The 22,250-nt window shown below is 51.8% G+C and carries 16 protein-coding genes; 12 read left to right on the forward strand and 4 right to left on the reverse strand.

The window, feature by feature from the left end:
• A complete protein-coding gene (locus tag ACO08I_RS01365) occupies positions 1-1,053 on the reverse strand; it encodes an NAD(P)H-dependent glycerol-3-phosphate dehydrogenase (protein WP_421948244.1) in 1,053 nt (350 codons plus the stop codon).
• 114 nt (positions 1,054-1,167) lie between these two features.
• On the opposite strand from ACO08I_RS01365, the gene ACO08I_RS01370 reads away from it, so the two are divergent.
• The 4 genes from ACO08I_RS01370 to ACO08I_RS01385 are packed head-to-tail and all read left to right on the forward strand — an operon-like array spanning position 1,168 to position 8,739.
• On the forward strand, positions 1,168-2,199 hold the full coding sequence (locus tag ACO08I_RS01370) for an alpha/beta hydrolase (protein WP_421948245.1): 1,032 nt from the start codon (positions 1,168-1,170) through the stop codon (positions 2,197-2,199).
• A 45-nt stretch (positions 2,200-2,244) separates the two neighbouring features.
• The gene (locus ACO08I_RS01375) at positions 2,245-3,630 is read left to right on the forward strand and encodes a caspase family protein (RefSeq protein WP_421948246.1); all 1,386 of its coding nucleotides are present in this window, start codon (positions 2,245-2,247) and stop codon (positions 3,628-3,630) included.
• Between the two features lie 42 nt (positions 3,631-3,672).
• On the forward strand, positions 3,673-7,056 hold the full coding sequence (locus ACO08I_RS01380; protein ID WP_421948247.1) for a DEAD/DEAH box helicase: 3,384 nt from the start codon (positions 3,673-3,675) through the stop codon (positions 7,054-7,056).
• 12 nt (positions 7,057-7,068) lie between these two features.
• Positions 7,069-8,739 (forward strand): hypothetical protein, encoded by a 1,671-nt coding sequence (locus tag ACO08I_RS01385; RefSeq protein ID WP_421948248.1) that lies wholly within the window; start codon positions 7,069-7,071, stop codon positions 8,737-8,739.
• Between the two features lie 132 nt (positions 8,740-8,871).
• On the opposite strand, the gene ACO08I_RS01390 is transcribed toward ACO08I_RS01385, so the two are convergent.
• Positions 8,872-10,080: a pyridoxal phosphate-dependent aminotransferase gene (locus tag ACO08I_RS01390; RefSeq protein ID WP_421948249.1), complete on the reverse strand. Its 1,209-nt coding sequence runs from the start codon at positions 10,078-10,080 to the stop codon at positions 8,872-8,874.
• Positions 10,081-10,263: 183 nt separating this feature from the next.
• Here ACO08I_RS01390 and ACO08I_RS01395 point away from each other — a divergent pair, with 183 nt between their 5' ends.
• From ACO08I_RS01395 to ACO08I_RS01410, 4 genes are all read left to right on the forward strand, one after another.
• Positions 10,264-12,465 (forward strand): tetratricopeptide repeat protein, encoded by a 2,202-nt coding sequence (locus ACO08I_RS01395; protein WP_421948250.1) that lies wholly within the window; start codon positions 10,264-10,266, stop codon positions 12,463-12,465.
• A 42-nt stretch (positions 12,466-12,507) separates the two neighbouring features.
• Positions 12,508-13,305, forward strand: coding sequence for a class I SAM-dependent methyltransferase (locus ACO08I_RS01400; RefSeq protein WP_421948251.1), 798 nt, complete (start codon positions 12,508-12,510; stop codon positions 13,303-13,305).
• Positions 13,306-13,318: 13 nt separating this feature from the next.
• On the forward strand, positions 13,319-14,860 hold the full coding sequence (locus tag ACO08I_RS01405) for an acyl-CoA carboxylase subunit beta (RefSeq protein WP_044226188.1): 1,542 nt from the start codon (positions 13,319-13,321) through the stop codon (positions 14,858-14,860).
• Positions 14,861-14,965: 105 nt separating this feature from the next.
• Positions 14,966-16,147, forward strand: a complete 1,182-nt coding sequence (locus ACO08I_RS01410) for a ribonuclease D (RefSeq protein ID WP_282779911.1) — start codon at positions 14,966-14,968, stop codon at positions 16,145-16,147.
• On the opposite strand, the gene ACO08I_RS01415 is transcribed toward ACO08I_RS01410, so the two are convergent.
• Complete coding sequence (locus tag ACO08I_RS01415) at positions 16,144-17,694, reverse strand: cryptochrome/photolyase family protein (RefSeq protein WP_421948252.1); 1,551 nt, start codon at positions 17,692-17,694, stop codon at positions 16,144-16,146. The genes ACO08I_RS01410 and ACO08I_RS01415 overlap by 4 nt on opposite strands.
• A gap of 139 nt (positions 17,695-17,833) precedes the next feature.
• Here ACO08I_RS01415 and ACO08I_RS01420 point away from each other — a divergent pair, with 139 nt between their 5' ends.
• Together ACO08I_RS01420 and ACO08I_RS01425 are read left to right on the forward strand one after the other, a co-directional pair.
• Positions 17,834-18,727, forward strand: coding sequence for an ABC transporter ATP-binding protein (locus ACO08I_RS01420; protein ID WP_421948253.1), 894 nt, complete (start codon positions 17,834-17,836; stop codon positions 18,725-18,727).
• Between the two features lie 5 nt (positions 18,728-18,732).
• A complete protein-coding gene (locus ACO08I_RS01425; RefSeq protein ID WP_421948254.1) occupies positions 18,733-19,539 on the forward strand; it encodes an ABC transporter permease in 807 nt (268 codons plus the stop codon).
• A 4-nt stretch (positions 19,540-19,543) separates the two neighbouring features.
• Here ACO08I_RS01425 and ACO08I_RS01430 read toward each other — a convergent pair whose 3' ends face one another.
• Positions 19,544-19,918, reverse strand: a complete 375-nt coding sequence (locus ACO08I_RS01430) for a TonB-dependent receptor plug domain-containing protein (protein ID WP_421948255.1) — start codon at positions 19,916-19,918, stop codon at positions 19,544-19,546.
• Positions 19,919-20,030: 112 nt separating this feature from the next.
• Here ACO08I_RS01430 and rimO point away from each other — a divergent pair, with 112 nt between their 5' ends.
• Both rimO and ACO08I_RS01440 read left to right on the forward strand, forming a co-directional pair.
• A complete protein-coding gene (gene rimO / locus ACO08I_RS01435) occupies positions 20,031-21,344 on the forward strand; it encodes a 30S ribosomal protein S12 methylthiotransferase RimO (RefSeq protein WP_421948256.1) in 1,314 nt (437 codons plus the stop codon).
• A gap of 503 nt (positions 21,345-21,847) precedes the next feature.
• Entirely contained in the window at positions 21,848-22,150 is a 303-nt protein-coding gene (locus ACO08I_RS01440; RefSeq protein ID WP_421948257.1) for a helix-turn-helix domain-containing protein, read from the forward strand.
• Positions 22,151-22,250 lie beyond the last annotated feature (100 nt).

The following is a 22,250-nucleotide window of genomic DNA, read 5'->3' on the forward strand; positions in this document are numbered from 1 at the left end:
TCAGATGAAGTCTACGTCCACATCGTAAGGATACGTAATCAGGAAGTGGATCGCGCGGTCTATATCAAAGTTTTCAAATACAATTTTGTAAAGCATATCGGTGATGGGCACCCTGAGCTTATAATGCCGGGCCAGTTTTCGGGCGATTTGAAGGGTGCGTACGCCTTCTGCGAGTTCCGGCATGGTCGCCTCTATGTCTTCGATGGCCTCGCCATGCCCGAGGCGGTAGCCGAAGGTGAAATTCCGGCTGTTTTTACTTGTAGCCGTAGCCACCAGATCGCCTATGCCAGCCGTGCCAAAAAAGGCACTGCTCTGACTGCCCATAGCGTTGCCAAAGTACACCATTTCGGTGAGGCCTCTGGTGATGAGCATAGCCTGGATGTTTTTGCCCAGCCCTTTGCCTTTCAGCACTCCGGAGCCAATAGCTATGATATTCTTCAAAGCACCTGCCAGTTCGGCCCCAAGCAGGTCGTAAGTGCCGAAGACATGAAAATGCTCACTGCTGAGCACGCGCTTTCCAAGGCTGATCACTTCGTCGTAGGCGCTGCCTATTACTGTAGCGGTTGGTTGGCCTTCCATGATTTCACTGGCCAGGTTAGGCCCCGATAGACAACCAACCCGCTGAACGATACTTTCCTGCAGGATCACTTCGCTCATGGTGCTTACATCGCTGCGTGACACGGGATTGCCGTCATCCACATCCTGAAAAAGGTGCTCAGGGGCATCAAACCCTTTGGTACCATGGATCAGAATATGGTAAGGGCGCAGATGAGGCCCCAGGCTGTGCATCATCTTGCGGAAGCTGTTGGAGGGGACGACCGGAAAGAGCAGGGTGCAGGACTGGGCCAGCTCCTGCAGGTCATTAGTGGCGCGCACCCTTGGTGACAAGTCTACGTCAAGATGTCGGTGCGTTTCATTAATTTGCTGCACAAGCGGTGCCTGCCGGCTGTACAGCAGCACGTCCACATTATACGCCAGGAGATTGGCAATTGCGGTGCCAAAGCTGCCTGCTCCAATAATTCCTACAGGTTGTTCTACTGCGATTGATGGCATGAAGCGCTGCTCTGATTTGGCGTAAATGTACACTTTTTTTCAAAGCTTATCGGAAGCTTGCCCGAGTTGGTCGACAGATTAAAACATTCCCGGTGAAATCCCGTTTTGTTGCATATGATAAATGTATGGATTCCTACTTTGTTGCTGATCGGCAGTTTGGTTTATTCGCACGATACCGGAAAACCTGCCGCACCTGTTCAACCGGCAGATGGCCCCGGAGGACAAAACTACTTACACGCTGAGGTAACCTTTTCTGACCATGCCCGCCGTTCTGATGGTTTTTGGTTGTTCGAGCCCGCCGCGCCTATACCGGAAAACGCCCCGGTAGTGGTGTTTCATCATGGTTATGGGGCAATCAATCCTATGATTTACGGGGCATGGATCCGGCACATCGTCCGGCAGGGCAATATTGTCATTTATCCACGATATCAAAAAAATCTGTTATTTCCCGGCTCAAAGCACTTCGTGCCAAATGCTGCAAAAGGTATTCGATCGGCATTGAAGCTGCTGTCTGAGGAAGCAGGCCGGGTGCGCCCGGATACCAATGCCTTTTTTATAGCGGGGCATAGTTACGGTGGCGCGATTTCTGCTCATATTGCTGCCCGCTACGCTGAACTGGGCCTTCCGCACCCCAAAGGCGTGTTACTGTGTGCCCCCGGTACCGGCCCCTTAAACGGAGGGCTGCTGGAATCTTACGAGGGCATTTCGCCTCAAACCCGGTTGGGGATCATCGTGAGTGTCAATGACTATGTAGTCGGGGAAGAACTTGGCCGTACGGTTTATCAAACGGCAACCCAAACGCCTTACCGTTTTCTGATGCGGCAGTTCCCGGATACCCACGGCACTCCGGAACTTACAGCCGGGCATAATGAATGCTATGCTATGGGCCCTGAGTTCGACGGAGGTGTTGAGAATCTTTCCCTTAAGCGCGCCCGCCGGGTCGCACAGGAAAATGCTGCCGATTATTTGGCCTACTGGAAAATGCTTGATGCCATGATGGCCTGCGAGTTGCGTGGGGAGCACTGCGAACTGGCAAAAGGCTGTGGCCCTGAGGCGGCTTTCATGGGGCAGTGGAGCGACGGCCATCCCGTACAGCCTATGGAAGTATGGGTGCCGGAAGATACGGTGGCACAATACACGGACTAATCTGTAAAAAACCTATATTAGCCGCCGAACTAAGCCTGTAGCACTATGTCAAACTTCGGAGGAATGGACTTGGGTACTTATCAGCCAAAGGGCAAGAACTACCTCTATATCGTGGGCATCGACCAGTATACTGCTATGCCTGAGCTCTATAACGCCCGCATGGACGCTGAAAAAATCAAATCGGTCCTGGAGGAAAAGTATCAGTTCGATGCGGACCTCACACACTGCCATTTTGACGAGGAAGCGACGCAGGCCAACATCACTCAGCACCTTCGGGGCCTGGTGGATGTGGTAGGGGAGGACGATAACTTCCTGATGTACTTTGCCGGGCACGGGGAGTATGACAAGGCTTTGGATGTGGGCTATTGGATACCTTATGATGCCCGCAAAAACCATATTGGCTCCTATATTTCATTTGACCTGATCACCCGCCTGATCCGGGCAATCAAAAGCAAACACACCTTTATTATTACGGATTCCTGCTACTCGGGCAGTATTTTCACCCAAAAGCGGGACACCAGCTACATCGACCGGTTGGAAAGCATGCCTTCCCGGTGGTTGCTTACAGCGGGCCGCAACGAGCCGGTTTCTGACGGCCGGCCCGGGCAGCACAGCCCTTTTGCGCAAGCGGTCCTGGCGGTCCTGAAAAACAATCAGGATCAACGCCTGCGGGTGTCCATGTTTTGCAATATGGTGCTTGATGCAGTAGGGCAAAATGTAAAGGACCAGCTGCCACGTGGCGCAGCTTTGTACGATGTGGGCGACATGGGCGGCGAGTTTATGTTCCGCCTGAAGGACTTTGCTTATGCGCCTGTGCAGGAGAAGCGCAGCGCGGCTCAGAGTGAAGCTGTGCCAACCCGGGGAAGCAACCCCGGTGCCCCTGGAGACTCCCCGGGCAGCCCGGCTCAGAAAAAAGCCAAACCAACGACGCTCAAGGGATTGAAAAAACAGCTCAAAGGCTTCCTCGCTGCCGGAGAATTCGAGCGGGTGTTTGATACGCTCAATGACCTGATTTCCGATGATTCTTACCGGGAGACCGACATCATCATGCAGCAGGCCCGGTATAACCGTACCAAACGGGAACAAAATAAGGGCACCATTCGTAGCGAATCTGCTCAACTGACCTTTAATCAGATTCAGTATGCGATGATTGACCTGGTGGACAGCCTGGAGGAAGAAGACCTGATCCTGGGCGAAGTGCAGGAAGAACAGCCTGCCCCTTCCAATGCCAGCGGGCAAACAACCAATACCCTGAGCGATCTCGAGCGGCAGGGGTTGGAGAATCAGGCAACACTTTTGCAACGCAAACTCAATTCCTTCAACGAAGCCCTCATCAAAGCCTTTGACCCGTCCATGAAATTCAACCTTGAAGAACAAATCAAGGAAACGCAACATCAGCTGGAGGAAGTCCGAAGCAAGCTGCAGGGGTAATTGCGTTTGCAAACTTCCCGGATTTGGCCGTATATTGCTGCTATGTCCGATCAGCTCAACAAACCAGCGCTAGCGGAGCTCTTTTACCAGGAAGTAAATAAGGTAGTCCGCAATAATAAGATGCCGCTCGGTGATCAGGTGGCGGCTTGCTACCGTTTGCTCACCCTGCTTTTTGTAGAGTGCACCAAAGCCGAGCGTATACAGTTTTCCACGCTTTTTGCCCGAATGGCCTATGTGTGCCACCGCGATGAGGTGGACAAGCGCCTGCAATTTTACCTTCATCAATTCCGGAAACGCGCCCTGAAAGCCATGCGCCAACCCGATGCGGTTGATGAAAACATCCGCGCGCTTGGGCTTAAGGTATTGCTCGATATGATTGAGGCACTGCTGGACACTCCTTTGCCGGAACACCTTCGAGGCGACTATCCGCCAGCCTGGCCTTCGGGTATGAAAGCCCATAAAGTGGAGCAATTTATCCCGCAGGCAAGAGTAGTAGCACTTGAGGATGATGAGGCAGCCGAGCAACTACTGGTGCGCGATGAAGCTCAGGCCGATACAGTTGTCCGGGTACAGTACAATGATGCCGACCGCAACGATAATTTCATGCCAACCATCGAAGCGATCCGCTCCGTTTTCGGCTTCCCCCTGGTGCTAAACCTGCTCGATGTAGAGGTGGACGACCAGGGCTTTTACCATCCCCGCGCCTTTGTGGTGGAACCGGACTACCTCATGGATGTGACCGCTGTAGCGGAATGTTTCCAGCCGGATGGCACCAATCCCTGGCCTTACCTGCTCAAGAAGTACCTGCCTAAAGAGCCGAGTAAATACCTCATGATTGGAAATATTGCGAACTTCTTCCTTGATGAGTTGATGAGTGATTCTGAGCAGCCCTTCCGGGAAGTCTTCCGGCAAACCTTTGTGAATAACCCCCTGCAGTATTGCCTGTTCGAGAACCGGGAAGTCCGGGAAATCATGCAGCAATCTCAAAAACACTTTCTCAATCTGAAGCAAATGGTAAAGGAGGGTTTTCGGGAGCAGGGGATTACACCTGAAGACTGCTATCTGGAGCCCAGCTTTTACGCCGAAACCTACGGATTGCAGGGGCGCCTTGATTTGCTGCACCTCGGAGCTGACCGGGCAAGTATCGTAGAGTTGAAAAGTGGCAAACCTTTCATGCCCAATACCTATGGGCTTAGTGCGAACCACTACACGCAGACTTTGCTTTATGACCTGATGGTGCGTTCTGCCTTCGGGAAATCTGTGGACCCCGCCAATTATATCCTTTACTCCGGGCAGGACGACCGCCAACTGCGCTATGCGCCCCGTATTCAGGCACAGCAGTACGAAGCCTTGCAAGTCCGTAACCAACTCGTAGCTATAGAGCGGCTGTTGGCGAAGCTTGGCGACCCGGCTGCCGGTGATTTGCTTGAGCAGGGCAACCGGCTTTTTGGAAAGCTCAGCCCCCGCCGGCAGAGCAACCTCAAGGGTTTTACCAGGCGCGACATAGAGGTCTTTGAGAAAGTGTTTCAGGGCATGGGGGCTGTCGCCAAACGATATTTCATTGCCTTTTCGGGCCTGATTGCCCGGGAGCATCAGCTCGCTAAAGCAGGAGCGCAGGGCATGGAGCAAGTCAATGGGCTGGCTTCGCTCTGGCTGAACAGCTTTGAGGAAAAACAGGCGGGCTTCGATATCATCAGCCACCTGACTGTTCAGGAGCTGAATGCTCAGGAAGGAGAGCCCACCATCACTTTTCAGAAATCGGAGGACACCAACCCCCTGGCTAATTTCCGTACAGGTGATATCGCAGTCCTTTACCCGCATCAGGAGGGGCAGGCGGTGCTATCCAATCAGATTTTCAAATGCTCTATCATACACATCAATAACGAACAGGTGGTGGTCCGCCTGCGCAGCCGGCAGTTCAATACCCGGATTTTTGAGGAGCAGCCGTTATGGAACCTGGAGCACGACTTGCTGGACAGCAGTTTCAATACCATGTACCGGGGGCTGTACGCTTTTGCCAACAGCCCAAAGGAACAGCAGCGCCTGCTGCTCACGCAGGACCCGCCCCGGGAGGGGATACCAGAAGACATACCCGTGAGCGCAGAGCTTACCCCCGAGCAGCAGGATATCTTCCGAAAAGCGCTGGCTGCCGAAGATTACTTTTTGCTTTGGGGCCCGCCCGGTACCGGCAAGACGAGCATGATGCTCAAGCACCTGGTGGGTTATTTGTTTGAAGAAACGGAGGAAACCCTACTGCTGCTGGCTTACACCAACCGCGCAGTAGATGAGATTTGTGCCTCGATTGAACGGCTTCGCCCGGACATCCGGCAGCACTACTTGCGTATAGGCTCCCGCTATGGTACGTCCCCCGAATATCAGGGGCAGCTCCTGCAGGAGAAGATCAAAGGGGTGGAAGACCGGGAAGCCCTAAAAACCATTATTGATAAGCACCGCATTGTAGTGGGCACGGTATCCTCGGTAGCGGGCAAACAGGAACTATTGCTGCTCAAGCATTTCAACCGGGTGATCATCGATGAAGCCTCGCAGATTCTGGAGCCCATGCTGGTCGGCTTACTGCCGCAGTTTGAGCGGTTTATCCTGATTGGCGACCATAAACAATTGCCTGCTGTGGTGGTGCAGGACCCGGTGGTATCGGAAATTGAAGACCCGATGCTGCATAACCTTGGGCTGTACAACCTGCGCAACTCCCTCTTTGAGCGCCTCTTCAAGCGGTGCCGGGAGAATGGCTGGGACTGGGCCTATGCACAGCTGAGCCATCAGGGGCGTATGCATCAGGACATTATGCGCTTCCCAAACCAGTTTTTTTATGAAAACAGCCTGAAGATTTTGCCGGATTCTGTACCCGTCGCCCAAAAACAAAAACGGTTATTATCGGTCGCTCTGGAAGAAGAAGCAGATGAGCTCCTGCAACAGCTTGCCTCCCGGCGGGTCATTTTTCTGCCCACACCGGCCGATGACCGCAGCGCCACTCAAAAAACAAATGCTTATGAAGCCGAAAAAGTGGGGGAGGTCATACAGGCCTACCAACAGCTATTCCGGCAGCAGGGATGGCGCTTGCACGAAGGGAGCATTGGCGTGATAACGCCTTACCGGGCGCAAATTGCTCAAATCAAGTCGGTACTGGAGGAGCAGGGCGCACCCCTGGAGCAATTGACAATTGATACCGTAGAGCGCTATCAGGGCGGGGCGCGGGATGTGATCATCATTTCGCTTTGCACTAATTCCCTCAATCAGCTGGCAATGCTCACTTCGCTGTCTGAAGAAGGGGTAGACCGCAAACTCAACGTTGCTCTGACCCGGGCGCGCAACCATATCGTCATTATCGGCAACCCCGATCTGCTTAACCGCAGTGACATCTACCGGGCGCTGATCCGGTACTGTGAAGAGCAGACGATAGAGCCATAAATTTCGTCAAGTATGCACAGAAATCTAAAAGCCCTCTTCCTGTTAATTGCGGCCGTACTATTCGCTTTCTTCCTTTACCGAATGTTTTTTGACCGGTCGGTGGGTGCAGGGCCAAGGCCTTTGTTCCGGGAAGTCATGGCGGTTTCCGATTCTGCTGGTCATACCGCTCTTATAGGTGCACAGAGCTACCTGCTTCAATGGTGGAAAACCTCCCTGAATCAGGCGGAGTTGGATGATTTTTATAATCTGATTGATAAATCCGAGCCCCTGGTTCTAACCGTTCATGCATTAGCGGAACCCGGATTTAGCGACAGCTATGGCGCCAACCTTAATGCAACCATCAGAGGGGATTATGACCAACGGATTAAGCAGCTGGCAGAACGCCTGAAAGCCCACCGCGCACCGGTTTACCTACGGTGGGGAGAAGCGATGGAAGTGGATGCGCAAGATTACCCCTGGCAGCTGAAATACCACAAGCTTTACACTGATGCCTACCGGCATTTTGCAACGGCCGCCCAGGCCATCAATCCGGACCTAAAGTTCATCTGGGGACCGGCCGGCTATCCGGGCGTTGAAGAATACTGGCCCGGTGCTGATGTGGTAGATGTTATCAGCCTGGATATTGCCCATGAGTCAGAGGTGCAGCCCAAGCCCTATCCGCCTTATCATTCAGTGAGTGAGGAATTGTACCGTAAAGTCCATCGCCTGCGTTTTTTTGATAAGCCTATTGCGGTCTTTGCTTTTGAGGATGTACCGGTGGAAGTGGTTCAGGAAGGGCTTAAGGAGGCTGTGCAGGCCCAAGAGCCGATTGCGGATATTCCTCTCGGGACAGCAGGCAGCAGTCAGGCGGATGAAAGCAGTTTTCGGGTAGGCGTTTATGACCCAAAAGACCGGCTGACCGGACTGCCGGGTGTGGCTGTAGAGCATTTGTTCGTCAACTGGGCAGACCTGGAAAAGGGGCCTTTTAAAAAAGATTTGCAGGATGCTTTGGACCGGGGGCACGAAGTGATCGTCACCGCCGAGCCCTTTAAAGATGAAGAAGCCAATCACGACCGTCAGGTACTGTCCAAAATGCAGAATGGGCAGTATGACACCTACATCCGGGACCTTTACGAAATCCTGGCGCAGGCAGATCAGACCATTTATCTGCGCTTCGCTCATGAAATGGAAATTCCGATTGAGCGCTACCCCTGGCAAAGTCAGGACCCACTGGAATACATTATGGCCTACCGTTACTTTATGGATTTTCCGGATACCTTCCCGGCAAATATCAAACGGGTTTGGGGGCCGGCGGGCGACCGGGGCAGTATGGAGTTTTATCCTGGGGACGATGTGGCGGACTACGTCAGTATTGCCATCTACGGGCTACCGGACAAGAATATCACGGACCATGAGCAACAGGAGAGCTTTGAGCGGATTTTTGACCGCAAACGCCATCGGGTAGCGCTTTCCGGAAAGCCCCTGTTTATTACCGAATTTGGCGTAAAAGGGCCGGAAGATTTTCAGGCTTTCTGGCTACAGGAAGCGGCAGAGGTGCTACGGCCACAGAAGCATAAGATCTACGGTGCCTGCTACTTCAACCTCTATGATAATCCGGATGTATGGGGGGAAGGTATCCCCGCGCCGGACTGGAGTGTGGAGGCCGAGACCTTTGATGCTTTCATAGCAACGCTGGGGGAGTGATGGCTGTTGCTATGAGCTAATTCTGGTAAAAGAGCTAAACAAGGACGCCCGGCGAAGGTAGTGCGCCGGGCGTCCTGTGTGTTCACACCCGGCGGACTCCCCTTCGCCGGGTGTTCTACGTTGCAATAGGATTTACCCCAAACGCTCCACCGCCGCCGCAATACGCTTCACCGCTTCCCGGAGTTCGGCTTCACTGGCAGCGTAGGAAATACGGAAACATTCGGGTGCGCCAAAGGCAGAACCGGTGACCACTGCCACGTGGGCTTCCTTCAAAAGGTATTCGCAGAAATCATCCGCATCGTTGATGGCGAAGTCGCCTGCTTTTTTCCCAAAGTAGGCACTGATGTCCGGGAAGATATAGAAAGCGCCCTGCGGCTTGTTGACTTTCATGCCCGATATCTTACTCAGTTCCTCAATCATCATATCCCGGCGCTTCAGGAAAGCCTCCTTCATCTCGTGGGTGGGCGTCATATCGGAAGTCAGGGCGTGAGCACCTGCCATTTGCCCGAAAGCGGTTGCGCCAGAGGTAAACTGCCCCTGTATTTTAGCGCAGGCACTGGCAATCCACTCCGGAGCACCAATGTAGCCCAGGCGCCAGCCGGTCATGGCAAAACCTTTGGAAAAGCCATTGACGGTAATGGTGCGGTCTTTGACGTTCTCGAAAGTGCCGATACTGACGTGCTCATCGGTAAAGTTGATGTACTCATAGATTTCATCAGAGATGATGTAGATATCATCCCGCTCGGCAATGACATCGGCAATAGCCTGTAGTTCCGGCTTGGTGTAAACGGAACCGGTAGGGTTACAGGGGGAAGAGAATAGCAGGATTCGAGTACGCTCTGTCAGTGCATTCCGGACCTGGTCTGCTGTTACTTTGTAATCCTGTTCGATACCGGCGCTTACCAGCACGGGCACGCCGCCTGCGACTTTGACTATCTCAGAGTAGGAAACCCAATAAGGTGCCAGGATGGCGACCTCATCGCCTTCGTCAAGCAGGGACATACAAATGTTGGCAATAGACTGCTTGGCACCGTTGGAAACCACAATCTGGCTCAGTTCAAACTCCAGCCCGTTGTCGCGCTTGAACTTCGTCTGAATGGCTTTGCGCAACTCCACCAGGCCAGGGACCGGCGTGTATTTGGTGTAACCATCATCAAGGGCTTTCTTAGCGGCTTTCTTGATGTGGTCAGGGGTGTCAAAATCGGGCTCGCCGAGGCTGAGGCTGATAACCTCGTGCCCTTCTGCGGCCAGGTCGCGGGCCATCTGTGCCATCTTGATGGTGGCGGATTCTTCCATTTCCAGAATGCGCTGAGCGAGGTGCGTCTTTGCTGCCAATGCCATTTGCTTGTTGTTTTTGCATTAATAAAATCGAAAAATGACGGGTGCAAAATTAGATATTTTACCAATCCATTCCACTTTTTTTGAAGGGATTAGAGCTGAGGATGTAAAATATGTTACAAAAAGGGCCTGGGATAGTCAAATGTCCATTTTTTTCTATCTTCGGACCAAATACGACCGCGATTCATGAGCAAGAAAAAACAGGGTACGAAGAAGGGGGCTACTACTGCCAGGAGTGTAGCAACTGCACCGCCAAAGGCATTTGCGATCACGCCGCCTGAGCGCCCTAATGACCCATTGATGAAAAAGATATTTCAGTTTTCAATTATTGGTATGGTTCTGGTGGCTGGTTTATTGTCATTGGGTACGGGTATCAATGGTGATGATGAGTACCAGGTGGACTACTCTGAAAAGCTGGTGGATTATTACACATCCTTCGGTGCGGATACGGCTGCGCTTTACATTGAGAAGGGGAATATGCACTACTACGGTGGCTTTTTTGACCTGACCACCGGGCTGATCAATGCTGCCCTTGGGTTCGATGAGTTTGATACGGGCTACCATCAGGTGAGGCATGTGTTTAATGCGCTCATGGGCATGCTGGCGGTATTGTTCGTAGGGCTTTTTGTCTGGCAGATCGCCGGGTGGCGAGCCGCGGTACTGGCTATTTGGATGATGTTTCTCTCGCCGCGTTTTCTGGGGCATAGTATGATGAACCCTAAAGATATTCCGTTTGCAGCCGGATTTGCTGTTTCGCTCTACTATATGGTGCGGGTATTCCGTACGCTCCCCAAGCCAGACTGGCGCAACGTATTGGGGCTTGCTCTGGGCATAGGGCTGGCATTGGCTACCCGGGCGGGCGGGCTTTTGCTGATTGCCTACCTCGGGCTTTTTGCCGGGCTGGACTTTCTTTTTAAATATGGTGTGAAAGGCCTGACCACACAGACCAAACTGGTTGGACAGTACCTGGTTTGGTGTCTGGGTGCTGCATTAGTGGGGTATATTATTGCTGTCCTGTTTTGGCCGGCGGCACTGGTGGACCCGATTGGTCATCCATTGGCTGCATTAACGGAGTTCGCTCAACTTGGTGTGAAGATCCGGTTGTTGTTTGAAGGGGAGAACGTAATGTCTGATGATACCGCCTGGTCTTATCCGCTGGTTTGGATTGTGAAAACGATTCCGCTCTATGTGCTGGCAGGTTTCCTGGGTAGTTTGTTCCTGCTGCCCCGATTGCTCCGCAAGTACGATAAAACGGCTGTGTTGCTGGCTTATTTTGCTACGGTTTTCCCGGTCGCCTATATCATTTATAAGGACTCTATCCTCCACGATGGCTGGCGGCACCTTATGTTCATTTACCCGAGCATGATTGCTGTAGCAGCATTGTTTTGGATCAGCATGGAGGATTTATTTGTCAACAAGAAAACTCTGTTATACGGTCTGTATGGCATTCTTGGGCTAATGGCGGTTGAGTCGACCCAGTTTATTGTCCGCAATCCCCATTTGTCCTATGTCTACTTTAACCCTATCGGCGGAGGGCTTCAGGGCGCTTTCGGTGTTTATGAAACGGACTATTGGGGCATCAGCGTCAAGCAGGCGATCGATTGGATGGAAGATGAAGGTATTCTGAGTGAGCAAATGCAGGACACCATTCGACTGGCCACTACCTTTTACTACCCAGCGAGCCGTCAGACCCGCGAGCAGTTTAACGGCAAAGTGAAGATGGAGTATGTGCGCTTTAGCTCCCGCTACGATGAGCCCTGGGACTACGCGATCTTCCCGTCCCGCTTTATCCGGGGCGCTCATCTGCGGTCGGGGAACTGGCCTACGAGCAAGTCCGTGCACACTGTGACGGCCAATGGCGTACCCATTGCCACGATTGAGAAAAACGAAACCCTGGCTGCCTACAATGGCCAACAGGCGATCAAGCAAAGCAACTGGCAGGAAGCGATCCGCCAATTTACGGCAGAAGTACAAAACCACCCCGACAATGAGATTGCCTGGATTGGTTTGTCTAATGCTTACATCAATACCCAACAGTATAATGAAGCGCTGAATGCAGCTCAAAAGGCCCTGGAGGTGGCACCGGATGTGGAGTCTGCCATTCTCTATCAGGGATTGGCTTATCTCAATACAGGGCGGGCATCCGAAGCGTTGCAGACTTTCGACTACGCCACCCGGGTCAACGATGAATATTTTGCTGCTTACTACTACATGGGGCTTATCCATCAGCAACAGCAGCGGTACCGGGAAGCTTATGAAAGCGCTCAAAAAGCGATAGAAGCGAATCCCAGGTTCCGGGCAGGCTATCAGCTGGCTGCGCAGGCTTTACAGGCCTTGGGAGACAACCAAAATGCGCAGCGCTATCTGGAAGCAGCACAAAAGTTATAAAATGCTAATTTTGCGGCTTTTCAACCTGATGTAAATACGGCAATGAACTATAAATTACTCTTCCCGACCTACCGCAACCGCTACCTCTTTGTCCGGCGCAATCTCAAAACGCTGTCAAAGGGCCACCATTTTGGAAAAGCCCTCAATCTGGGCACCGGAGAAGGCGATTACGACCCAATGATCAGTCAATACTGTGAGGAGCTGATTTCCTGTGATATCAATGAGCAGGACATTGCCTACGCCCGTCAGCTCAATGCCGGGCTTAAAAATGTGACTTACCGGGTGGAAGATGCCCTGAATCTGAGCTTTCCGGACAACTACTTTGACCTGATCACTTCCGTAGATGTGATTGAGCATGTGGGCAAGCCGGAAAGGATGATCGAAGAAGTACAAAGAGTATTAAAACCCAACGGTATTGCCCTAATTACTTTTCCATCTCTGGATTTTCCCCTAACTTACGACCCGATCAACCGGGTGCTGAGCTGGTTCAGCGAAAAACGGATTCCACAGGGCGCCTATGCCTTCGGGCATGAGTACCTCGTCTCAAAAACGGAATTCCGGCAGTGGTCAGACCGGCACCGGCTGAGCATAATGATTGAACAAAACCTAAGTGGATATATCATCGGGCTGCTTGAAATGTACTGGACGGGCATCGTTCAGCGCATCTTCAAGGCCAACGCTACCAACCTCCAAAGGCAGCCCCATAAAGGCATGGCACTCCGGCCTTCTACCCGGGAGCCTTTTCTGACTAAGCTGACAGACCTGATTATCGCCATTGACCATGCCCTTTTCCGCAGTGCTGCACACTCTGTCGGCAAAGGCTTTATTATAAAAAAGTAAACCTATTACGAATATGAAAGACCGACTCGTAGAGTTAAAAGACCGCCTGGCAAAAGCCGAATTGGGCGGGGGGCAAAAACGCATTGACAAGCAGCACGAAAAGGGCAAGCTCACTGCCCGGGAGCGCGTACATTTTCTCCTGGATGAGGGCTCCTTTGAAGAAATTGGTGCCTTTGTTAAACACCGCTGTACTGATTTTGGCATGGACAAGCAACGGGTGCCGGGTGACGGCGTGGTTACTGGCTATGGCACGATCGACGGGCGCCTGGTTTATGTGTTCTCTCAGGATTTTACGGTTTTTGGAGGTTCTCTGTCAGAAACCCACGCCGAAAAGATTTGCAAGATCATGGATATGGCCATGAAGAATGGCGCACCTGTCATTGGCCTGAACGATTCAGGGGGAGCCCGTATTCAGGAGGGGGTGCGCTCGCTGGGCGGCTATGCTGATATTTTCTATCGCAATGTGATGGCTTCCGGTGTGGTTCCTCAGATTTCTGCCATCATGGGGCCATGTGCCGGTGGTGCTGTGTACTCTCCGGCCATGACCGACTTTACGATCATGGTGGAAAATACCTCCTATATGTTCGTGACCGGGCCAAACGTGGTCAAGACGGTAACCAACGAAGAAGTAACGGCTGAAGAGCTGGGCGGTGCCTCTGCTCACTCCACCAAATCCGGCGTTACACACCTGACTGCGGCTAACGACATTGACTGTATCGCAAAGATTAAGCGGTTGTTGAGCTACATGCCTCAAAACTGTGAAGACAAGCCGGCAAAACTGCCTTATGAACTGGGCGATGAACTGAGGCCTCAGCTACGGGAAATCGTACCGGAAAATACCAATCAGCCCTATGATATCCGCGATGTTGTCAAAGGAGTGGTAGACGAAGGCAGCTTTATGGAAATCCACCCCAATTACGCAGACAATATCGTGGTAGGCTATGCCCGTATTGGTGGCCGTAGTATAGGTGTGGTGGGCAATCAGCCCATGAGCCTGGCAGGCGTGCTTGACGTGGAAAGCTCAAAGAAAGGCGCCCGCTTCGTACGTACCTGTGATTGCTTCAATATCCCACTCCTTGTACTGGTGGATGTACCGGGCTTCCTGCCGGGCACCGATCAGGAATGGAATGGCATTATCGTCAATGGCGCGAAGTTGCTGTATGCCTTTAGCGAGGCTACTGTGCCACGGGTGACTCTGATTACCCGAAAGGCCTATGGTGGTGCCTACGACGTAATGAACTCCAAGCACATAGGTGCGGATATGAACTTCGCCTGGCCGTCCTCTGAGATCGCTGTAATGGGAGCAAAAGGTGCTTCTGAGATCATCTTCCGCCGGGAAATCATGGAAGCAGAAGATCCGGAAGCGATGCTGCTGGAAAAAGAAAAAGAGTATCAGGAAAAGTTTGCCCACCCTTACCGGGCTGCGAGCCGCGGGTTTATCGATGAGGTCATTGACCCGATTTACACCCGCCGCAAACTGATCAAAGCCTTTACGATGCTGGAGAATAAAGTGGCAAAAATCCCTGCTAAGAAGCACGGTAATATCCCACTCTAAGCCAGCTGTAAGAACTTTTTGATACATTTGCCAACTGCCGGGCGGCTACAAGTCCTCCCGGCAGTTCTGATATAGCAATCACTATTTGTTATTTAGCACTACAAGATGTCGCACAGACTACCACCTTACATACTGATTGAAACCCCTCAGGCACTGGAAGACTTCTATCAGGCCCACCGTGGCCTGAAGTGGATGGGCTTCGATACTGAATTTGTGGGCGAAAAGCGCTTTCGGACCACGCTCTGCCTGATTCAGACCATTTCTGATGCAGGGCTCTACCTGATCGACTCCATTAAGCTGAAGGATGACCTTGGGCCTTTCCTCAGGCTTATTCAAGATGAAGGGATTGAGAAAATTACTCATGCTGGTGATAATGACTACCGGCTCCTTTACAATCTGTACGGCACCCTGCCGAAGAATGTTTTCGATACCCAGATTGCTGCCGGGTTTGCCGGGTACAATTATCCCACTTCCTTCCGCAAACTGGTGGAAGGAGAAACCGGACAGCACCTCAAGAAAGGGTATGCAGTGGCTGACTGGGAAAAACGCCCTTTCGATACCAAAGCCCTGAAGTATGCCCTGGATGATGTCATTCCCCTGCCTCAGCTGCACGAGGCTCTGAAGCGTAAGTTGGAAAAACGAGGGCGTACGCACTGGGCGGTCGAAGAATTCGCCCACCTGGAAAAAGAAGCCTACTATTATAAGGACCCCAACCACGATGCGCTGAACAGCAACATCATGCGCAGCCTGAAAAAGAAAGACCGGGTATTTCTGCTACGGCTTTTTGCCTGGCGCAATGCCACGGCTGAGCGGCGGGACCACTCCAAAGAGATGGTATTGCCTGCAAAGTATATCAGCCACATTGTACGTGGTATTGCCTCCGGTGCCAACGCCCTTAAACAAAACCGCCGTATTCCGGATAAACTGGCCAAAAAGTATGGGGATGAGTTTGAAAAGCTGTACACCAGGGAAGCCACTCCTGAAGAGCTGGAAATCCTAAAGCACCTGCCGTACGAATCCGACACCTCTCCGGAAGAAGACGTGCTCATGGAGCTGCTCTACCACGTGATCAAGTACCGCTGCATTCAGGAGGAGATTTCCATCAATATGGTGGTGCCCCGTCAGATTCTGAAGTCGATCAGAAGCGGGGAGGAAACCGCCCGGGAAGCCATAGGAGATGGCTGGCGCAAGGAGATGCTGGGCGCTTACTTCACCGAATGGCTGGCTACAGCAAAGGAAATGGATGTGCGGCTGCATGATGACCGGATAGAGCTCTGGCCACGCTAAAACTCGTTGATATTAGCCTTTATATATTCAGCCCGCTTGAGAATTGCTTCTTGCTGCTCGCTGTCCATTTTATTCCAGATGCGGTACATCATACCGATACGCGGGTTATTGCCTAATTTATCAGTGTGGCGGTCGTAAAAGTCCCAGTAGAGGCTATTGAAGGGGCAGGCATCCTTGCCGACTTTCTTCTTCCGGTCGTAGGCGCAGTTGGTGCAATGGTCGCTCATTTTGTGCATGTAGTTAGCACTGGAGACATAAGGCTTGGTGCCCACGATACCGCCGTCAGCAAACTGGCTCATGCCACGGGTGTTGGTGATTTCAACCCACTCAATGGCATCCATATAAATACCGAGATACCACTGATCAAGCTCATCGGGGTCGACCCCAAGGAGGAGGGCGAAGTTGCCGGTGACCATGAGGCGCTGAATGTGGTGGGCGTAGGCGTGGTCCAGCGACTGATTCACGGCGGTGTGCAGGCACTTCATCTTCGTGTTGCCGGTCCAGTACCAGTCGGGTAGGGGAGCCTTGTGCTCGAAGTAGTTTAGCTTGGCATACTCCGGCATTTTGGTCCAGTAAATGCCCCGCATAAATTCCCGCCAGCCGATGATCTGCCGCACAAAACCCTCAATTTGCGAGATGTCAATTTGCTCCTGATGCCCTTCCCAGTAATCGACGCATGCTTCCACAACCTCCAGAGGTGAAAGCAGCTTGGCGTTCATGGCGAAGGACAGTTTAGAATGGAATAACAGGTAGTCCCGGTCGGTCATTGCATCCTGATAGGTGCCGAAGAGGTGAAGGCGGATTTTAGTGAAATGTTCCAGGAGCTCCAGGCTTTCGTCCCGGGTAACTGGCCAGAAGTAGTACTCCGGATCAATCCTGCCAATCGTTTCTACACCAGCTGCTTTGATCAGCTCCACAATTTCGGTGACATCGCGTTTGAAGTGCAGGGGTTTTGGGATGTCCTGCTTTTTGGGCAGCTTCTTGCGGTTGTCCTGATCGTAATTCCATTGGCCGGTCAGCGGTGTTTTCCCGTCTTCTTCCATCAGGATGTTGTAGCGTTTGCGCATATCCCGGTAGAAGGTTTCCAAAAGGTAGGTTTTCTTGCCGGCAAAAAAGGATTCCACCTCGTCCCGGGCGGTAAGGAAATGCTCGGTATCTACCGCTTTTGTTTCAATATCCAATTGCCCGCACAGGCTTTTGAGCTCATGGTCGAGGCGGTATTCGTCTGGCAGTTGATATTCAAAACGTTGAATGGAGTACTTTTCGATTAGCGCTTTAATATTGGCGGTCACCGAATGTTGATTGCTTTCGTCATCCAAGGTGTAGTATAACACTTCGTGCCCGTCCTGGCTCAGGTAGCCTGCAAAATGGCGCATAGCCAGGAAAAAACCGACGACCTTTTGGATGTGATGGCGCACATAGCCCGTTTCGTTTTTCATTTCTGCCAAAAAGTAGAGGGTATCGGCATCTTTATCTTCGTACCAGGAGTGTTTGTGATTGAGCTGATCGCCCAACACAAGGCGGAGCGTGCGGTAAGATTTTGACATATTCAGTTGATGGTGTTCGGGGATGAAACGTGAATCCGGGCACTTGGTTCATCTAAAAAATCGGGCTATTCAACCTAAAAAAGCTATTCACTCAGGTGAATTCCGTTTATTAGTTTCACCATTGGAAAAACGACCTCAAATGAATGTATTACGAATCAACGGGTTGACAAAAAGGTACGGCCGCATCACAGCAGTGGATGAACTCAGCCTGGAAGTGGAGCAGGGGATGGCTTACGGTATCCTGGGGCCTAATGGTAGTGGGAAAACCACCACTCTGGGGATGGTCCTGGACATTACACACCCGGACAGCGGTTCCTTCGAGTGGTTTGAAGGGCAGTATGGCCGTGATGCCCGCCGTCATGTAGGTGCCTTGCTGGAAACGCCCAATTTTTACCCCTACCTCAACGCCATCGACAATCTGGGGATCGTAGCCCACATCAAACAGGTGAAAGCGCCCCGCTTTGATGAATTATTGAAGCTGGTCAATCTCTACGAGCGGCGTACTTCCAAATTCCGCACCTACTCTCTGGGTATGAAACAGCGCCTGGCTATAGCCTCCGCCATGGTCGGCGATCCGGAAGTGCTTATTTTTGATGAGCCTACCAACGGGCTCGACCCTCAGGGCATAGCCGAAATCCGTAACACCCTGCAACGGATTGCCGAGACTGGCAAGACCATCATTATGGCCAGCCATATCCTGGATGAGGTGGAAAAGGTTTGTTCCCATGTCGCCATCATCAAAAATGGTCAACTGCTCGCTTCCGGCACGGTAGGCGCGATCATTAGCGACGACTTTCTGGTAGAAGTCGCTGCCGGGGACATGCCCGGGCTGCAAGCTGCTTTCAAGACAGACAGCCGCATCAAAAAAGCAGAATTGCAGGACAATGGAATCCTGTTGCTGCACCTGGAAAATGAAACGCCGGCTGCCGCGATCAATGAGTGGGCGTTCAGTAAGGGACACACCCTTTCTCACCTGCGCATCGTAAAGAAAAGCCTGGAAGCTGAATTTTTGGAAATCACCGCCAACCAATAAACCTCATGTTGTATTTACTCCGACTGGAATGGAAGAAAATCCGGAAGTTGACCTCTTTCCGGCTGTTTTCGGTTTGCTACCTCGTTTTACTGCCCGCTATACTACTTACCGGATTGCGGTTTGACGAGCTGCCGCCGCCTATTAACTCCAATGAGGTGTTTTTCATGTTCCCTACCGTATGGCAGTACCTGGGCTACATCGGCAACTGGTTGTGCTTCTTTTTCTTTGGTTTCTTATCCATAGTAGTAGTGACAACAGAGCATAGCTATCGCACCATGCGACAGAACATCATCACCGGGCTGAGCCGGCAACAGTATTTCCTCAGCAAGTTTTACCTGATCGTGGTGGTGAGTTTGCTGGCAGCGCTATACTATGCCCTGTGTGGTTTTGCCATCGGGTACCTGAACACGGAAGCCATCTACTGGCACAAAGTCTGGCAGCATGCTGATTATATCCCCCGGTACTTCCTCATGTGCTTCGGGTACATGAGCTTTGGCCTTTTTCTGGGCTTTATGATCCGGCGTACGGGGATTGCCCTGTTTCTTTACCTGGCTTACATCATGTTCATTGAGCTTATCCTAAGGTGGGGTGTACACTTGCAAATCGTAGAGCACCGCAGCATGCATTTTTATCCGATGAATGCAGTAGAAGACCTGGTTGCTCTGCCTTTCCTGGAGATGGCCGATGAATTCACCTCAAAGTATGGCTTTAGCATCTATTTGCAGCCCTGGGAAGCTTCAATTACCGTGCTCGTTTACAGCGCCTTGTTCCTCTACCTGGCTTACTGGCGGGTAACCCGCAGCGATCTGTAGCGGATTACCGGGTATTGATAAGGATAACGCCATTGGCACCGCGCCGGCCGTAAATCGCCGTTTCGGAAGCACTCTTGAGCACTTCCACTGACCGGACATCCTCAATACTCACCGTGCTGACCGCATCGCCGTAGGTGCGCCCAACCGGTACGCCATCCACAATGAACAGCGGATAGGCCTGCCCGCGTACAGTAATTTGGCCACTCTGAAAGCTGACTCCGGGCTCCCGGATGAGGACATCAGCGAGCGTTTGGGGATTATCAACGTAGGTGGTATCCCCTCTGCCCGCTGTGGCTGAACTCTGCGGGCTTTGACTGGTCGATGAACAGCTCATCATTGCCAATAGAGAAAGGAAAGGAAGGAAAGCAGAAATTTTCATTTGGGTTTTCTATAGAAAGAGCTAAATATTGAAATGTTCGGCTCAACCAGGCATTAGGGTTTGATGTTGTGGAGTCCGGGACGTATCTTTGCGGGCTCGAAACCGGAATAACATGAAAACCAAGACCTTAAAGCAAGATAAAGTCAACGTCATTACCCTGGGCTGCTCCAAAAACCTGGTGGATTCTGAGAATATCATCACTCAGTTGCGAGGCAATGACTACGAGGTGGTGCACGACAGCAATGACGAGGATGCTAACGTGGTCATCGTGAATACCTGCGGCTTCATCGACCTGGCCAAGGAGGAGTCCGTCAATACCATTCTGGATTATGCGGAGATCAAAAAGCAGGGCGGCATTGACAAGCTCTATGTTACCGGTTGCCTTTCTCAGCGCTACAAAGACGACCTGGAGCAGGAAATCCCCGAAGTGGACGCCTACTTTGGTACCCTGGAGCTGCCTGGCCTCTTGGCCAAACTCAATGCTGACTACAAGCATGAGCTGATCGGGGAGCGCATCACCACCACGCCCCAACACTATGCTTACCTGAAAATATCCGAAGGCTGCAACCGGACCTGTGCTTTTTGTGCCATCCCCCTGATGCGTGGCAAGCATGTGTCCCGGCCTATCGAGGCACTGGTGGAAGAAGCCAAAAACCTTGCCCGTTTTGGCGTCAAGGAGCTGATGCTCATCGCTCAGGAGCTGACCTACTACGGGCTGGACATCTACAAAAAACGCGAGCTTCCCCGTTTGCTCCATGCCCTTGCTGATGTGGAAGGCATAGAGTGGATCCGCCTGCACTATGCTTATCCCAGCAAATTCCCTACGGAGATTTTCGATGTGATGGCGGAGCGCCCCGAAATCTGCAACTACCTCGATATGCCCTTGCAGCACGCCAATAACGCCGTGCTCGACCGCATGCGCCGGCAAATTACCCGGGAGGAAACCGTGGAGCTGGTCCGCACTGCCCGTGAAAAAGTGCCCGATCTGACCCTGCGCACCACCTTGCTCGTAGGCTTCCCCGGCGAGACCGAAGAAGAATTCCAGGACCTCTGCAACTTCGTGGAAGAAATGCGGTTCGACCGCCTCGGCGTCTTCCAGTATTCTCACGAAGAGAGCACCATCGCTTACGAGTATGAGGACGACGTGCCCGCCGAGGTCAAAGCCGAGCGTGCCAGCCAAATAATGGAAATCCAACAATCCATTTCCGAAGCCAAAAACCAGGAGAAAGTAGGGCAGACCCTGAAAGTCCTTTTCGACCGTAAGGAAGGCGAGTTTTTTGTAGGCCGCACGGAGGGTGACAGCCCCGAGGTCGACAACGAAGTCCTGGTGAAAGCCGCCGAGCATTATGTGCGGGTAGGGGATTTTGCGGAAGTTCGCATTACGGAGGCTACGGATTATGATTTATTTGGGGAGGTGGTGGGATAACAGCCTGCGTATAACAAATTGCACCAAACAGAAAGTGAACACCAGCTGTCAATACCAGGGGTGCAACCCTCTACATTAAGCGTGATAGCTGCGGGGTGTGAGCTTCCCAATCTGCTCCAGCTGATCCACGAATGCTTCCAGGCTATTCAGGTAGTGCAATTTGTTATGCATACAATAACCGCCTGTTTTTCCCTTCCCTGAGTATACATCGCTGTTCCCTGAGTTTCTCTCGGAATCTTTACCCTTTGAGTCTACATTTGAAACGGTACAAAGCAAAGGAAAGGGTTCGCAACACTACTAAATCAGCCTTCTTTTCAAAGTGGCTGTTTTGTAAGATGGATTCCATTCGGTATCTTTAGAAAACCAGTATGCCATTGACTCCAATCTGGTGTTTTGGTAGTGGCAGTGTGGTAACCATATTCCCTCTTTTTAAATAAAGCTCTACATCGTCAAATGCTTGTGACGCCCTGGTGATTATAGCTATTGAAAACGAATTGTCCTTGGTGTCAAAACAAGGAGCCGAAAAAGAGCAGGATGCGGATTTTAAGAAAGAACTGTTAGCCGCCCTGGGCTATCTGTTTAAAGAACAGCCATCATTCGGCATTCAGGATTTGTCACAGAATATGAAACTAAGCCACGCCACGCTATACCGGAAGGTTCGGGAGGTTTACAATCTATCTCCGAACCGGCTTATTGCAGCTTACCGGTCGCAGCAGGCCGCAATATTGCTAACCAGAAGCGAGCTGAATATTACGGAGATCGCCTACATCTGTGGGTTTTCAAGTACAACCTACCGCGCGCGTTGAAATTTAAACAATTTTACTGGAATAGGCCAAGTAGTTCAGTAAATATAGTTTGTTGCTTGCCTGATTTATTCGAATAATTGAATGATTTGTACGGCTTTAA

The organism is Phaeodactylibacter xiamenensis (genome assembly GCF_965229835.1).
In the GTDB taxonomy this organism is placed as follows: Bacteria; Bacteroidota; Bacteroidia; order Chitinophagales; family Saprospiraceae; genus Phaeodactylibacter; species Phaeodactylibacter xiamenensis.